The 15,525-nt window shown below is 40.7% G+C and carries 11 protein-coding genes and 1 pseudogene; 9 read left to right on the top strand and 3 right to left on the bottom strand.

Annotation, left to right across the window (positions count from 1 at the left end):
* The first annotated feature begins 118 nt into the window (after window positions 1-118).
* The 6 genes and pseudogenes from AC6RV6_RS21045 to AC6RV6_RS21020 all read left to right on the top strand — a co-directional run bounded on the left by AC6RV6_RS21045 (window position 119) and on the right by AC6RV6_RS21020 (window position 4,840).
* Window positions 119-376, top strand: coding sequence for a hypothetical protein (locus AC6RV6_RS21045; protein WP_500242837.1), 258 nt, complete (start codon window positions 119-121; stop codon window positions 374-376).
* 4 nt (window positions 377-380) lie between these two features.
* A complete protein-coding gene (locus AC6RV6_RS21040; protein ID WP_500242836.1) occupies window positions 381-1,310 on the top strand; it encodes an AAA family ATPase in 930 nt (309 codons plus the stop codon).
* Window positions 1,307-2,374 carry a VWA containing CoxE family protein gene (locus AC6RV6_RS21035; protein WP_500242835.1) on the top strand — a complete coding sequence of 356 codons (1,068 nt, stop codon included), beginning with the start codon at window positions 1,307-1,309 and terminating at the stop codon, window positions 2,372-2,374. Before AC6RV6_RS21040 ends, AC6RV6_RS21035 begins: the two co-directional genes overlap by 4 nt.
* Window positions 2,375-2,427: 53 nt before the next feature.
* Window positions 2,428-2,694, top strand: a pseudogene (locus AC6RV6_RS21030) (NfeD family protein); the annotation flags it as partial.
* Between the two features lie 183 nt (window positions 2,695-2,877).
* Window positions 2,878-4,515, top strand: coding sequence for a hypothetical protein (locus AC6RV6_RS21025; protein WP_500242841.1), 1,638 nt, complete (start codon window positions 2,878-2,880; stop codon window positions 4,513-4,515).
* A 145-nt stretch (window positions 4,516-4,660) separates the two neighbouring features.
* Window positions 4,661-4,840 (top strand): hypothetical protein, encoded by a 180-nt coding sequence (locus tag AC6RV6_RS21020; RefSeq protein WP_500242834.1) that lies wholly within the window; start codon window positions 4,661-4,663, stop codon window positions 4,838-4,840.
* Between the two features lie 42 nt (window positions 4,841-4,882).
* Here the strand turns inward: AC6RV6_RS21020 and AC6RV6_RS21015 are convergent, their stop codons facing one another.
* Both AC6RV6_RS21015 and AC6RV6_RS21010 read right to left on the bottom strand, forming a co-directional pair.
* The gene (locus AC6RV6_RS21015) at window positions 4,883-5,743 is read right to left on the bottom strand and encodes a Uma2 family endonuclease (protein ID WP_500242833.1); all 861 of its coding nucleotides are present in this window, start codon (window positions 5,741-5,743) and stop codon (window positions 4,883-4,885) included.
* A gap of 195 nt (window positions 5,744-5,938) precedes the next feature.
* Entirely contained in the window at window positions 5,939-6,751 is an 813-nt protein-coding gene (locus AC6RV6_RS21010) for a hypothetical protein (RefSeq protein ID WP_500242832.1), read from the bottom strand.
* Window positions 6,752-6,914: 163 nt separating this feature from the next.
* Between AC6RV6_RS21010 and AC6RV6_RS21005 the strand changes: the two genes are divergently transcribed.
* A complete protein-coding gene (locus AC6RV6_RS21005; protein ID WP_500242831.1) occupies window positions 6,915-10,091 on the top strand; it encodes a hypothetical protein in 3,177 nt (1,058 codons plus the stop codon).
* A gap of 2 nt (window positions 10,092-10,093) precedes the next feature.
* Window positions 10,094-13,990, top strand: a complete 3,897-nt coding sequence (locus tag AC6RV6_RS21000) for a helicase (protein WP_500242830.1) — start codon at window positions 10,094-10,096, stop codon at window positions 13,988-13,990.
* A 9-nt stretch (window positions 13,991-13,999) separates the two neighbouring features.
* Here AC6RV6_RS21000 and AC6RV6_RS20995 read toward each other — a convergent pair whose 3' ends face one another.
* The gene (locus tag AC6RV6_RS20995; protein WP_500242829.1) at window positions 14,000-14,773 is read right to left on the bottom strand and encodes an ABC transporter permease; all 774 of its coding nucleotides are present in this window, start codon (window positions 14,771-14,773) and stop codon (window positions 14,000-14,002) included.
* A 38-nt stretch (window positions 14,774-14,811) separates the two neighbouring features.
* On the opposite strand from AC6RV6_RS20995, the gene AC6RV6_RS20990 reads away from it, so the two are divergent.
* A complete protein-coding gene (locus tag AC6RV6_RS20990; RefSeq protein WP_500242828.1) occupies window positions 14,812-15,510 on the top strand; it encodes a DUF726 domain-containing protein in 699 nt (232 codons plus the stop codon).
* Window positions 15,511-15,525 lie beyond the last annotated feature (15 nt).

The raw sequence follows: 15,525 nt of genomic DNA, 5'->3' as shown, positions 1-15,525 counted from the left end.
TTTTACTGTACTATTTATCTCTTTTTAGCACAACAACTTCGGTAGACCCAAAAATACTTGTGATCGAGAAGATTATTGCAAAGTAAAAATTATTTCCGTTTTCAATTTACATGGAGACTTGAGCGATCGATATGCCTTGCGTCCTTATATCTATAGAGCAGATGAATTTCCGAAAGATATCAAATTAGAAAACAAGCTGATTAACATTGTTCTGAGAAAATGGACTCAAAAGGAAATCAAAAATTGGTTATATTCTTGGAATCACAGTCGCTCGACTTCAGGCATCGATCGCTTGGCTAAAACAGTTTACGATCAAAGTTATCACGGAATACCTTATATGGTTTACGATCTTCTAAAAAATAAATTTACGAGGTGACTTTATGCAGCGAAAACAGTATCGATTTTATGGCGATCGCCATCCAGAAAATCCCCATTCTGAAGCACCAAAAACGCCGGAACCTTATATTGCTTCGGAGGAACTGATTAAAGCGGTAAATTTGGCGATTTATTTGCGAAGACCGCTTTTACTAGAAGGAGAAGCAGGATGCGGAAAAACCCGCTTGGCTCGAGCCGTTGCTTATGAGTTGGGACTGCCTTTTTATCGTTGGGATATTCGTTCCACGACTAAAGCAGAAGAGGGATTGTATCAATATGATGCTATTTTACGACTCCATGACGTGCAAATTGCGGAACGACTGGGAAAAATAAAAGGCGATCGCGATCCTCAGAATCCCAAAGATTATCGCAAGTTTGGTGCGTTGGGAAAAGCTTTTCAAATTGAGGAGCGTCCGGTGGTAGTATTAATTGATGAAATCGATAAGGCGGAGTTAGATTTTCCGAACGATTTGCTGGCAGTATTGGACGATCCTTGGGAGTTTGACATTTCGGAAACGGGAGAGACGATTAAGGCACGACAAGAACCAATTGTTATCATCACCAGTAATAAGGAAAAAGGCAACCTTCCTGCTCCTTTTTTGCGGCGCTGTTTGTATTATTTTGTCAAGTTTCCTTCCGATCGTCTCGAGCAAATTGTTAAGGTTCACTATCAAATTCAGAGAGAAGAGAAAAAAGAAATGCCTTCTTCAGACTTAACCGAACAAGCGATCGCAATGTTTCAAGCAATCCGAGAAAAAGGATTATTCAAAAAACCGGGAACGAGTGAATTTTTGGATTGGTTGGCAGCTTTGACGGATTTTAGCGATCGCCCTTTTCCTTTAGAACAGTTAACGCTGGATAATATTCCCTATCCTGAATTGTTGGTGAAAATGCGATCGGATTGGGAAAAATTGGCAGGAGATGGAGCAATATGAACCAAGGAAATTTTTACAGCATTGTGACGCAATTATTTCATCGTTTGCGACGGGATTTTAATTTGGGAATGAGGGAGTATTTTGTCGCACTAGAAGCAGTTGAGGGCGGCTGGGGAAATACATTGGTAGAATTGCAAGAAACGTTACAATTGTTGTGGTGCAAATCTCCAAGCGATCGCGCTCAATTGGAAATGATTTGGGAGGAACTGGCACTCGAGGAGAAAACTCCCGAACTTCAAGACAATCAAAGCGATCGCGAAACCGTTTCGCCTCCTCCTATTTCTGAAATGCGATCGCCAGATTTGCCCAAAACTACACAATCTATCCCATCTCAACCTCAAACCGCCCCCGAGTTTGCTCCCCTTGCTTTTCAACCTCCCGCCGTTCGTCCGGTAGAATATGCAGAGGAATCGAACTTTGAAAACTACTGGCCGGTTTCGCGGCGATCGATGGCGTATTTTTGGCGATATTTGCGGCGTTTTGTCCCCCAAGGTATCCCCGATGTTCTCGATGTAGCGGCGACGGTAGAAACAGCAAGCAAACAGGGCTATTTTCTCGCTCCCGTTTATCGTCAGAGAGGGCGAAATTTGGCGCAGTTGCTCTTATTGGTCGATCGCAACGGTTCAATGGTTCCCTTTCATTATTTGGCGCGAGATTTGGTGGAAACAGCACAGTATGAAAGTACCCTCGATCGCGATCGGGTGACGGCGGTTTATTTCCACAATGTCCCCGCAGAGAAGGTGTATCGCGATATATTTTTAACCCATCCCGTGGCGTTGGCGGAGGTTTTGAGACAGTGCGATCGCGAGACTACCGTTCTCATTATCAGTGATTCAGGGACGGCGCGGGGTTATCGGCGCTTATCTCGCATTCGGGCAACAACGCGAGTATTGCGGCAAATTCGGCGCTACACTGAAGCTGTAGCGTGGTTGAATCCCATGCCTCCGGAACGTTGGGAGGGGACTTCGGCACAGGTTTTAATGCACTTGGTGCAGATGTTTGCGCTGGATGAGGAGGGGTTGAGTCAAGCGATCGATTTTGTGCGAGGACAAGGGGGATTTTGAATCTAGCAAAGTGTACTTTCTGGTTTTGCAACTTAATTTGGAGGTGATGACATTTGTTTTTAGCCGCAATACCTTGGGAAAGGCTTGGTTTTTCTGTACTAAATTCGTGGAAATCCCTAAGAAAAAATCGTTTTTTTCCGAAAGTAAAATTAACCCAACGACTTGATAATGAAGCAACTGTCACTAGCACAATCTCATCCCATAAAATCGGACAGGTGCGTTATCGTGCCTCGTGGTGGCGGGCGCGATGTGAATTAAATGTTACCATTCCAGCAGGAGCAATTGTTCGTGTTATTGGCTATTCGGAGAGTATAGTTTTACTTGTTGAACCTCTTCAACCTCTTAGACAACTTGTTCGAGAGTTTTCAGAAGAAGAAGAAATTGCAAAAAGCGAACCCCTCGTGCAACTTGTTCCGAAGACTTTAGAACTGGCCGAACAAAATGTAGAGCGATTTATTCGTCGCTTTCAGGATAATTATCGCATCTTTCTCTATCATGTCGCCTTGCCCCTCATTCTCACGCCGGAATTGGTCAATTATTTGCGACATCAGTTTACCCCAGATGTGCCTTGGGTAGCGGAGGCGGATCTATTGCTGTCGGATTTATGCCGTCCTGTCGGGTACGAATTATACGCGATGGATGCGTCGGTGCGGGCATTTTTACTGGATCGCATGGAGCAAGAATTGGGAATGGGACGAATGCAGGCAATCGCGAGAGGCGCGATCGCTTATACTCGCCATCTGGATCGCACCAATCCCTATTTAACCCGCCAAGAGAAGCAAGCGCAACAATGGGCAGCAATGGCGTATTTAGAACCGGGACAAGTGGCGAAGGAGTTGGCGGAAGGATTTCAGGGGTGTATGGCGGACTTGGAAGAGAATGCAGGCGATCGCTCGGAAATGATGCGTTTGGCAAGGATTACACAGGAATTAGCCCCTCAGTTGCGAGAACATGAGGAATTGTTGAAATATGCGAGTGTCGTAAGCGATCTGTTAACCAATTCTGGCAATGGCGATCGAATAGATGTATCGCGTTCTTATCAGATTAGCAAGAATATTGAGTTAAGTTTTCGGGAAGAGGCTTGTTATAGCGATCCAATTCAAACAGAACAAAATTCATGGGAACAGTCAATAGAAGACTTCAAAAATCTCTCTCTCTCTATGAAAGAGCCGATTAAGATGACAATGTTGGGAGTTTCAGGTACAGGTAAAACTTGTTATATGCTAGCAATGTATAAAATGATGTGCTTGGGTTTAAATGGTTTTGTACTAAAGGCTGGAGATCGAGATGATGACATAAGATTTTCTGAAATATGGCGGTTACTAATTGGCGGTAATGGTAATGAACGATGGCCATTGCCAACACCAGATGAGCCTCAAATATATGATTTCGATCTCTACTTTAGTCTATCAAAAAAAATATTGAGCTTTGATTGGATTGATTATCGTGGTGGAGCTTTACAAGATCGACTCAATGTTCTCTCAGATGATTTGAACATACTGCATTGGAGAATAAAACAAACATCTTGTTTGCTTTTATGTGTATCTGGTGAAAACTTTATAGATGGACTTCAACTAAGTGCTTATGAAAAAATTGGAGTATCTGCAATTCATCGCTTAATAATTGAGTCTCGGAATGCTGGAAATAATGAACCTCCAGCTATAGGTATAGTAATTACTAAATATGACCTATGCAATCATCGTTCGTATGATAGTATTAAATCAGAAATCAAAGAGTTATTTCCAGCTTTATTTACACAAGGAACAAAATGCTTAGTAGCAATTTTTCCTGTTAGTTTAGGACAAGAGCTGGCACAGGATATTGATGGTAAACTTGAGCCTTATAATGTGCATCTTCCAATTCTTTTTTTATTGTTTAAAGAACTACTAAAACAATATTGGCATATTCAGGAAGATTTAAAATCAAATAGTGAAAAATTAAGAAAAAAACTAAATTCTAATTTTTTTGTCAGACTTTTACAGAGTCAAGAGATAGAAAGACAAACTGAAAAGGTAAACTCTCTTGAAGAACAAGCAAGCGAATATTATACTAATCTTCAGCTATTGTCATCTAATCTCAAGTCTCTAGATGTATATTTTGATGGAGGAAAATATAAATTCAATAAGTTCTTTGTTGATTAATTGAGAGTGATATTATTATCGATTTTTTATTAACTTGATTTGCATCAGACCGATCGCATTCCCAAATCAAACAATAAAACAGAAAGCGATCGCAAGCCAAATTTTAGGTTAAAATCACAATAGAGTAGTCAATCGAGAAAAACAAATGGTTGCTCAAATCCGTCAAAAAGCAGTTTCTCTCGTCAATGAATTGCCATTGAGTTTATTGCCAGAAGCGATCGCCTTATTGGAATTCTTATCGCAGACAACAAATGAACCGAAGCAGCACATCAGGAATTACTCGCATATGTCGATCGCATCGAAAAACAAGGAAACGAGAGAATAGAGAATCGAAAACTCGCGATCGCCAAGGAATCTAAACTCAAAATCACTCAGCTTCATCGGGATCGATACCATTTTCAATTAACAACTGTCTCAAGCGATCGGCTCGTTGTCGCTCTCGTTCTACCTGTTGTTGCACTTGTTCGGCCCGTTGTTGCATTTGTTCGGCTCGTTGTTGCATTTGTTCGGCTTGTTGTTGCGCTTGTTCGGCTTGTTCGGCTGAAGTTAATATCAAATTGCCAGCAACATCATCAAAACGCAACCACAACCGCTCGATTCCTTTATACATTCCTTGCCATAGTCTCAATCTTAACTGTGCTTCTTCTAACCATAATCGATCGCTGGCAATTTCTACTTCTTGATAGCGATATGACTCTACTCTGCGATCGCGCTCTAAACGAAACCCGCGAAAATAATCTTGTTCGCCATCATAAACTACATAATAAGGCACTCGTAGAACTTGCTCGTAAACTTCCCATTTTGTCGGGGGGCGATCGCTTTCTCTGAGAGTGTGTCCTAAATCTTCCCTTTGAGTCCCTTCCGAGAGCAGTTCTACAATGATAAAAGGGTTGATTTCCTCTTGCCAAATCACATAACTTTTGCGTAAATCTCGCCCTTCATAAAGCCTTGAAACACCCACCACTCCAAACCAATCCGGACGCTTGTATCGTCTCGTATTATTTTCATCGTAGTACAGATTCAAATCTATCGCTGAAAACACTTGCTCTGCTGGGTAGCTGGGAGGTTGAAAGGTTTCCTCTAAGAGTTGAGCTTGTATGACATGATATAAATCGGGCAAACCAGAATCTCCTACTTCTTCACTCGGTAAATCGTACATAGTGGGCAAATCTATCCTCTTGGGAGATTGAGGAAAGAGATTCTTCTGCTTGGGAGTCAGGTTAACCATACTACGGAAAGGAAACTATTTTTTCTATAGTATCGCGATATCGATTGTGAGTTGCCATTTCCTCGATCTCAAATGCAAGATGCGATCGCATTGTCTCAATTTTCATCAGTGCGATCGCGAAGGAAGATAAATAATGCGAGAACAGTTAGCACTTGTTGTTCGACAAAACAATAATATTACCGAATTATTGTCTGGTTAAGGGGAAGTTGTTTGCGGCGTTAAAGAAAAAGAAGGAATGAGAAAATCGTCTTCTTCTGCGTTTACGATTCCCCCGAGCCTTTCTCCTCGGGCAAGGCGTAACATCAGTGCATTTGCTCTTTCTTTTCGCCAATAATCGCTCTCAAACGTGGAAAATTGGCGAGAGATAGAAAGGGCTTCTTGCCAGTTTCCGGACTTAAAAGCGCGATCGAATTGTCGCGTTAATTCTTGACCTTGCTCCCATTCTTGCTCCCATGCAGCGATCGCAGCCCGAGCGCGGTTATGATAAGCACTACGAGGGGAAACCAGACCTGCAAAGCGCACCGCTTCCGATAGATTTCCGATCCTGATTTGTTCTTGTGCTTGCTGCCAAAATTGTTGCGACCAATGATCCAGAGATTTTCGCGCCTCCCAATAGAGAGGGCGATCGCTATCCCAAGATTCCACGAGGGCGATCGCAGTTACTAAGTCCTCCTCTTCTCCCGACTGTGCCGCCAATTGAACGCAATAGAGCCTTTCGCTATCAGAAGCCATCGGCGCGAGATTTTGACAATTTTGCCACGGCAAGCGCTGCAAGAGCCACAAGGCGCTAATACCCGCCCCTGCGGCGATGATAATGGCAGCAATGGGGACAAAAAGAGACAACCGCCAACCGCCATAATTTCTCCGTCTCGCGGTCAGAGTTGGCGATCGCGGATGGGATGCGCGAGAAGTCAAGCGGATAATCTGACACTTTCCCTGATGTTGGGTTGTTACGGATCTTTGCGGTGCTAAAGGTTTTGGGCTGGGGAGTCTTTTGGTGTCTAGCAATGCACTGAAAGCGATCGTTTTTATTCTCGGTGAACAAATATTAACCTATTTTGTCTGAGTCTCTAAATTTCGCTACAATACTTTTGCATTCCATTATCGAAGAGTTAGTCAATCTTCGAGGGTGAAGCTGTCAAATGACGGATAAATTAGGAGACTGTAAATTATGCCCGCTAGCGATCGCGGTGCCGATTTAACGGCATTGCCCAAACAAGCATCGATCGATTTAGCCTCTCTCGTTACTTTACTTGCTAAAGCGATCGCCGATGACAATAATTCTCCCGATGCGAAGAATCCCAGAAATCGCTCTCTTTTTAGGTACGATAATAATAACAAGAAGAAGTGTTTGCGAGTTTGTACGTCTGGAGTATTATTAAGGCTCTTTTCTTTATTAAATAAAGAACGAACATTTAAGTTAGAACCCGGACGCGAATTCATACAAAATTTTAATCCACCTCGATATAAATTTCGCAGCCGTCTGGGAGGACAACTCACTGAGGGAAATAAAGAAAAACTTCCCAAAGCGATCGCGAGTTTAAAACAAGTGATTACAGAAGAACTTGATGAGGTTTTACCGGATGAAGTTTCTCTGACGGATTTAGTGTGTAACGATGCAAACCAAGAATTAAGAAAAATTGCCCGTCAAGTTAAGACTTCGCTGAATGCAGCAACTGGAGAATCTAATTTATCTTCTTTAATGTTTGAGGAAGATTTACCAGACAAGAAACAACAAGCGAAGAAAGTCGCTAAATTGATTTCTGCCCGAGAAACGATTGAAGCGGGAAATTATTTTCAGAAGATGTGTGCTGCGATCGAAGATTATACAGAAAATCAATTGGGTTGGGATGAGGAAGAAATTGAGGATGCGATCGCGAGTTTAGAAGCAGAATATCGCAGTTCTGATAGCGAAATCAACGGTTTTCTTGCTTTTCTTAATGATGAAGCCATGTCGCGAGTGCGGGCGCAAGTCAGTCGCCAAATTATGGCTGCGATCGGGCAAACTATCACCAACAGTTCGACAGTTAATGAAAAACTTTTAGGGGAATATATTCGGCGTATTGACTATTTTATCGAACTGGTGAATGAGAAAGGGTTTAATCTCGATTTAACAGCTGTTTATGGCGATAAAGCAGATATTAACTTTTTAAAATATGTGAATAATAGTTCCTTTTTTTGGAATCTTGTGGTTTGGCCGGAATGGAATGCACAAATTTTTGAAGAGGAAACCTTGAATAGTGAAATTGTTCGCGATGTTACCTATCGTTTTCGCATTAATGGGCAAAATCCAGAACTGAAAAAATCTGCTTTTGAAGCACATTTAGATAATATTGAAGAACATCTTTGTTCTGATGAAAAAGAGCGGTTTTTTATGTCTCTGTCGCGAATTAATCGCTGTCTAATAGAGTTGTTTTTTCTCACAGTTGTTGTCCCTAGCGATTCTCAAACTCAACTCAGCAAAGAACAAGTTTGGAAAGGGATGGAAACACTCAAAAACATTATTAAGCATGGTCAAGCGAAGATTAAAGACTTAATCGAAAAGTTACGAAAAGAGCGATCTGTTCCAATGAATCAAATTGCTAATGCTTTAATTACTGTTATCCGCAATAAAGGTAATAAAATTATTTCACGAGTTCGCAAAACAACCTCTCAAAAATATATTTGCGTGAAACGAGATATTCTCAATTTAGATCGCTTGCGAGGAGCAGAAATCGGCTCTAAAGATTTATTACAGAAAGAAATTGAATGGTTTCAACAAATTGAGATCGATACAAGCCCAGACGTTCCTAATTTGTTGTTTTCAATTAAAGTTAATATTGAGCTATCAGAACGAAACTTAGCTGTCAAAGAAGAAGAGACAACAATAAAATTACAGCGACAACTATCCTCAAAACTATTGCAAATTCTTTGGACTCCTTACAAGTATGAAAAATCGGCAATAGAGGAAGATAGTGTCAAAAAATATCAGCCTTCCCAATCTCTCAAACAGGCGACAGGATGGACTGCTTCGTCAAATATTCAAATTGAATATGAAACGAGAACCTTAAAAAGAAACAAGAATCAAACAAATAATAAGAAGAATGAAGAAGCAAAACAAATCCACACCATTGCAATTACAGCTTTTCCGATTTTAATTTACTGTTGTCTTTGGGTAATTATCAAGCAAATTCAAGAACTCGCGACAGATGATAATTCTGCATTAACCGCTTTAATGTTGCGCTTTCAAGATAATCGAGAGACAGACAATCGCAGTGGAGAAGGATATGTTTATGCAGCAGCACAAGCGCTCGAAGCCATATTAGCACGAGAACTTCCCATGCGGATGCAAGGGATGGTTTTAGAGAATTTGCAAGGTAATAATTCTAGCTATGTCAGAAAAGGTACATTCAATGCGTTATTGAGTGCATTTCCTTTAGTCGTTTCCACTCCTGAAAAACCAGAAGTTCCTCAGATTGGGTTAATCTCTTATATTGCGCGTCCTTGCGATGAAAGTCCCCATGAGAAAAAGAAAAACAACCTCTTTCTCAGTCAAAGTTATATTGCAAATTCCGTTGATAAACCGTTTATCGGTTATGAATTAAAAGCGGAAAGAATGCAATCGGATATTGTCTATTCAGATGCAGAACTGAAAAAACAGAGACTCGTGAGAGAAGAGATCGCATACCTACAAAAACAAGGTTGCGAACATATTATTTTGTTGTCTCATTCCTATAAAAGTCGTCGCATTAATAAAGTGATTGAAGACAATACGCCTCTCATTACGAAAGAATTTCTGCACGAATTATTTCAAACTTTCCCTAACTTAACACTTTATACTCTCTTGCGGGATGTTTTTCCCGCAACGCGCCTGCATAAAAGAGATGCAAAAGAAGCTGCATTTGAGATTGTACGCGCTAGCGATCATGGCGATTTTTCCAAGACATTTGCAGAGAGTCACCAACGAGATATTATTCCTATCTATACCTTTGCAACCTTACATGCGATCGAACCTAATCAACGCCCTCAATCGGGATTTTGTATCTATTTTTTAGTCTCCGATCGCAGCACTGGAAATATTAACCAAACTGAGCGATCGCGCCAGCATCTTATCAACCCAGAAGGTAATTCTCCTATTCATCCTTGTCTTTTGAGCGTACTGCGCGGACTGCATTTTATTGAAGCAGAAAAAGGAATCCAAAAGCAACAATATCTCCCCGTCCTCGATCCCTTTGGTTGGATTTCTCCCAACACAGTAGAAGCTGCGGGAGAAGTTAAAATCATGCACTCGCGAAGAAAAGGAGATGTTTTATTGAATTATCGAGCGATATTAACTCATATTTCTAGTGTTTTGAATAAGGAGGATTAGAGATGCAAAATAACAGTTTAAATAATACTTCAGTTTGGGGAAGAGTCTTTGAAATTTCCGTACAACGCGGGATTTTAGCGTATTTAATTTATTCCCAATTGTTAGATCGAGATCATCCTCAGTTTTCAGACTGGAAGGAAATAAAAGTCAATCAATTAACACAGAAACTTATTCTTGTTTTGCAAGTCACGGATGAAAATTCTAAACAATGGATTCGAGAATATGTCCGCTATCTTCTTATTTTTGGCTATGGTTTGGGGTGGACGACCTTACGAGAATGTTTTCAGCATCAATTTAAATCTAAAACCTCTTTGCGAAAAATGCAATTAGAGGCGATTTGGTGTCCTTTAACCCTACCCGGAGTTGACGATCCAAGATTTGCAGAAGATCCTAAAAATATAGAACGACAAAAAACAGTTGTAGCTTTTCACAAAGCCTTTAAACTCTCAACAACCGATCGTTCTATGGTCAAGAAAGGTTATCCGGCGAGAGCAGATTTTTTATTGTGGTTATCGCCAATATTTTCAGAGACAAACAGACGCAAAGATGATTATATTTTATGTTTTGAATTTTCTTATAATGCTTTGCGAGAATTTAAAGATTTTGGTCGGGAAATCTCCCATTGCGAAGAGATTGCGCGTTATACTCGTTATTTGGACTCTCGCGGGAGTTTCTCGCGAATTTGTGCGGAAGTGAAGGATGATAAACTTAATTTTAGTGCGAGATTAAAAAATCATCTCATTGCCTTTAGCAGTCGAGATAAACCGCTTTATAAACTCTGTCAAGCTTCTTCTTATACCGATCGCTTAATCACTTTATTATATCGCCAAAAACGCTTGCAAAATTCCTGTGACGCGAGAGCAATGGCGATTACTTCTAATGGGTTGGAAAGTTTGGCGGTGCATTTTACCGGGAACTCTCCCGAGTCAGATTCTCGCATTCAGTTATTGCGATCGCTTGGTGTAGCTTATCAAGAAATGCACAAACTAGGAGATGACGATCCCCAAGACCTCGATCGCGAGATTAAATTAGCCTTTAAAAAACTTTTAATGGCTCTTCCTAAAGCGTTTAAAGAACAAGTTAAACCATTACTCAATAAACCGAGTTTAACTCACGATATCGATTATCATTTTCATGAAACGGTTGAGAATTATTTTCAACCCATGCAGCCTCTCGATCGCGCTACCATTATACGATCTATTGAGGAGACAGAGGCGCTAACAGCGTTTTTTCGCGATTCTCCTCGGAAGTCTATTAATGAGTTTTTAGAGCAAGATTCTCTCCCGTTGCGATCGATTCACGCAGCAACCGTTGAGGCCGGTTTAACTACAGCTAAAAAGGGATGTGTCAATGCGATCGCCTTAGAAGGAAATCCGGGAATTGGGAAAACAACTGCAGTTGTTTCTTATCTGAAAAAGCAAACCGAAGGCTTTTTATTTCTCTATGTTAGTCCTCGCGTAGCTATTAACCGCGATGTGACGCAAAAATTAGCTCGAGAAGAGGGAGAATGTACGGGAATTTTGACCCTGACTAGCAGTGCAAAATTAATCGGATTAGCAAAAAAATATCACCAATCTCAAAATGAGAAAAGTAAACGATTTGTTGATGCGATCGCAGTGGTTGATGGAATAGAGAATTTAAACAAGCTAGAAAGTAATATTCTCTTTGTAACCCCTGAAGAAGAGCGAGATATTGATGATAAAATCATCGATCCTCGTCGCCGACAAAAATCGGTCAACGAACGAGAATACATGATGGAAACTAAACAAAATCCGGGGGTTTTAAGAACTTTAGCAAAATCGGCTCGTTTGTTATTAGCAGAGAATCCTCAATGCGATCGCGTTGTTATTACTGCTGCTACTCAAGGTTATCGCAAATTAGACCAAAAAACCACTATTAAAGCATTAGGAAACTTATTTAATAATTCATTTGATAAAAAACCCGGAATTACAGAACGTCAAGAATTTTCTCGTCGAATTTCAACAATTATTGTTATGATTGATGAAATTGCAGGAGATAGTGCAGGAGCATTATTTGTTCGTGAAATTGCTAACTTTTTAAATCAACAATTTATCGATCCGTTTGAGGGAAAAATTTCTCCTTTTCGCGTGATTCTCGTGCTTGCAGATGCGTCTTTGAGCAATGAAATCGTTCTGGATAATTTCATTAATTCGGGTCGTAAATCTAGCGATCGCGTTCCCGATAAAATACTCATCAGTCGCAGCCAAGGAGAATCACCATTTCGAGTTACAGGATCTCATTTGAAGCTAGGAAACCGAACTTATCCAACGTTGCACGTGATGACCAATAGTTATCCTGCAACAACATTAGACATTGATTATCGCATTCGTCTTTCTCCTATTTCTCCCGCACTTGATAGCAATGGACGAAAACAGTCGATCGCAAGAGCAATTCGAGAACAATCTGAGGATTTATCTTTAGAGAATTCTTATCGAGAAATTCAACGCGCTGTGAAAAATAAAGCCGGACAAATTATCTTTTTTGCTCAAGATAAAGCCTTTTTACGAGAATTGCAGACTAAATTAACGGAAGGAGAGGGAAAACTTTTCTCTCCCGATCTCGTTGAAGTTCTCGATCAAAGCGTTCCCGCAACAATTAAACAGGAATTAATTAGCGAACCGAGACGCGATGAAATTCGTATTTTCTTAATGACTTCTTCGGGTTCCCGAGGAATTTCTTTTCCTTTAGCAGATTGGATTATTGCTTCTTTTCCTCGCTTTAATATTGAATCGTCTTTGATGGAAATTGCCCAATTAATTTATCGAGGACGCGGGGAATATACCGATCCCAACACTCAAGAAAAACGATTTGGAGATAAGCGATCGCGGCGCTTGGTCTTTTTTATTCACGATTTCTTTATTATCGAAGATCGAGAAGTAGAAATCGATAACCGTCAATGGTTGCGACAGGCTAGCGATATTTTAACGTTATTATTAATGCTGCGATCGACGATTTACACCCGCATTAAAGGCGATGCAGGACTACAACAAAAACAGATCGCTTTCGTTCCCGTAGGAGGGGTGAGAAGTGACGAATTATTGAATTTAATTGCCAAGGATGTACAAGGATTTCTGAAAGAAGCGCGGGTTTTTATGCGCGATAAACATTTCCAAAGTCATAAAGGTAGCATTAAAAATGCGATAGAATTAGTGGAAGAACAGTTTGGTGATTTGAATTTACTCGGTCTTCCTCCAGAAGAAAATACTCCTACTTATGTCGATTATCAAACATTAGAGGGCTTGACAAAAAGCACTTCTTCCCCTACCAATCGCTTGTTACCCAACCTTAATGACTTGACGGGAATTATCCCAGAAAATATCGCTTGTATCGGACCTTTTTGGTTAGAAAATTGGTGCGATCGCCCGATCCGAGAAAAATATAATTTTCAAGGGAGTACGATCGGTAGTCAAAATAATCATAAACTTCTTATTTCTCTCTTGTATCGAGTCAGCCAGACACGAGGAATTCACAACAAACTGCGCCGTTTGGCCAGAGAACTTCACCAATTATTAAATCTCGAACAAACTGAAGAAATGCGAGAATATTCAACATTGCAGGATATGAATACTCGGACTCTTGCGATCGCGCTTCCTCTCGACTATCCTTATTTTTTACAAGATGAAAAAGAAGGAGATGAATATCGCAGGAAACAAGAATTAGAAGACCCGCAAATCTGGCATCAGTCTCTTTCTCGTTCCCTTATTTCTCATGGAATTGCCCTTCCTGCTATTCCTCGCTATAAGCGTTTTCCTTGGGCTGCGGTTGCGGGTCGTCCGGTTTTATCTCAACTTGATACTATTTTTGACAATCGCTATTTTATGATTTCTAATGAGTTAAATTTACTCAATACTATTCTGTTTGAAGATATTGAGGAATGATTAATGTTATTACAATCTTCTTTCTTTAGTTAGCATTCGTCGATAGGATAACCAACCACAGGCGATCGCGATCGCAGCAAAACCACAGAGTAAGCCAAAATGTCCACCAATTCCCACTAAATTAGCACCATCTGCCCAAACTTTCACTAAAGACTCATTCATGTGAAAAATGGGATTAAAACGAGCAATTTGTAAAAGTTTGTCGGGAAAAATTAGAGTTGGAAAAAATGCGCCGCCAATAATTAATAAAGGAACACCAAAAGCAGCAATTAATGTATTGACATCTTCCGTTCTTCGTGCTAGCTGCGTTCCTAAAATAAAGCCGACACCAACATAACTTATAATACTGAGAAAAAGAATGAGAATGGCAAGGAATAAAGAGCCAGTACAGGGCGCACCTAAAACTACGGATAAAGAATAAATAACGAGAGTTTGCCCGATCGCGATCGCGCCTTGCGCCCCACAAATTCCCAAAAAATAAGATATTCCGCTTAAGGGCGATAAAAATAAGCGTTTGAGGGTTTGTTGTTCCCGTTCTGAGACAATAACGGCAACAGTCCCCCCCACACAACTAAAAAAGAAAGCCGCACCGATCAGCGTAGAAGGTGCAGCAAATTTCAGAGCCATAGAAAGCGGTAATTGAGCGCGTTCTGCTAAGATATAACCATTTAATAAAAGAACAGTTACGGGAAATAAAAGCCAAAACCACAAACTCCGACGACGGCGCAATAATTCCGTTAAAATTCGATGAGTGACGGCAAAACTTTCAAGCCAATATTTCATTGATGAGAGTTGTGGGAAAGTTATGATAAAATTTAAGTATGGAGAAACCTTACTTAATTCCGATCGAGCCATCTTTAGGAAACCCCGAGGCATTAATTTTCATTGATGGCTCTCTTTCTGAACGTCTCGACAACCCCGAAGATAATCGCCAGTGGTGGCAAGTCCTTCGCCAAGTGGGATGGCGGGGTTCGATTTATGCGCTTTGGTGGGATCGCTCCAATTTCAGTCCTTCTTTGGAATCTCTAGCACAATTGGAAACCGATGCGATCGTCCACTGGCACAAACACAAAAATTATGTGAGGAGAGTTGGTAAAAGTTACATTCCCAAACTCATCTCGGAAAATGCGTTAGAGTCTGTTTCTTTGCTGGGGTTTTCTGTTGGCGCTCGCGTTGCTTATTATACCATGAGAGATTGGTCGGAAGCACAAATTCGTCTCAATAATGTTTTGCTTCTCGGAGGAACAATTCGGCGAGATGCTGTGAGAAAATGGGCTGCTGCTGCTTCGAGATTAGAGGGGAAATTGATTAATATTTACAATTACGAAGATTTAGTATTAACTCGCTTCTGTCAAATTCTTGAATGGGATCGGAGTCCTTGCGGCATTAAACCCATTTCCGAAGAACACGAAAAGATCGTGAATTTTGATGCTACTCCTTTGATGAAAACCGCTAAATACTCTCCAACAAATTATTTTCCCGTACTGCAAGAACTGGTTAAACAAGGATATTGGATTTAGTTATCTGTTATTATT

The sequence above is a fragment of the Spirulina sp. LEGE 11439 genome (genome assembly GCF_059821285.1).
The sequence above is the reverse complement of the archived record's forward strand: the minus strand, read 5'-3'. Positions and strand labels throughout refer to the sequence as shown.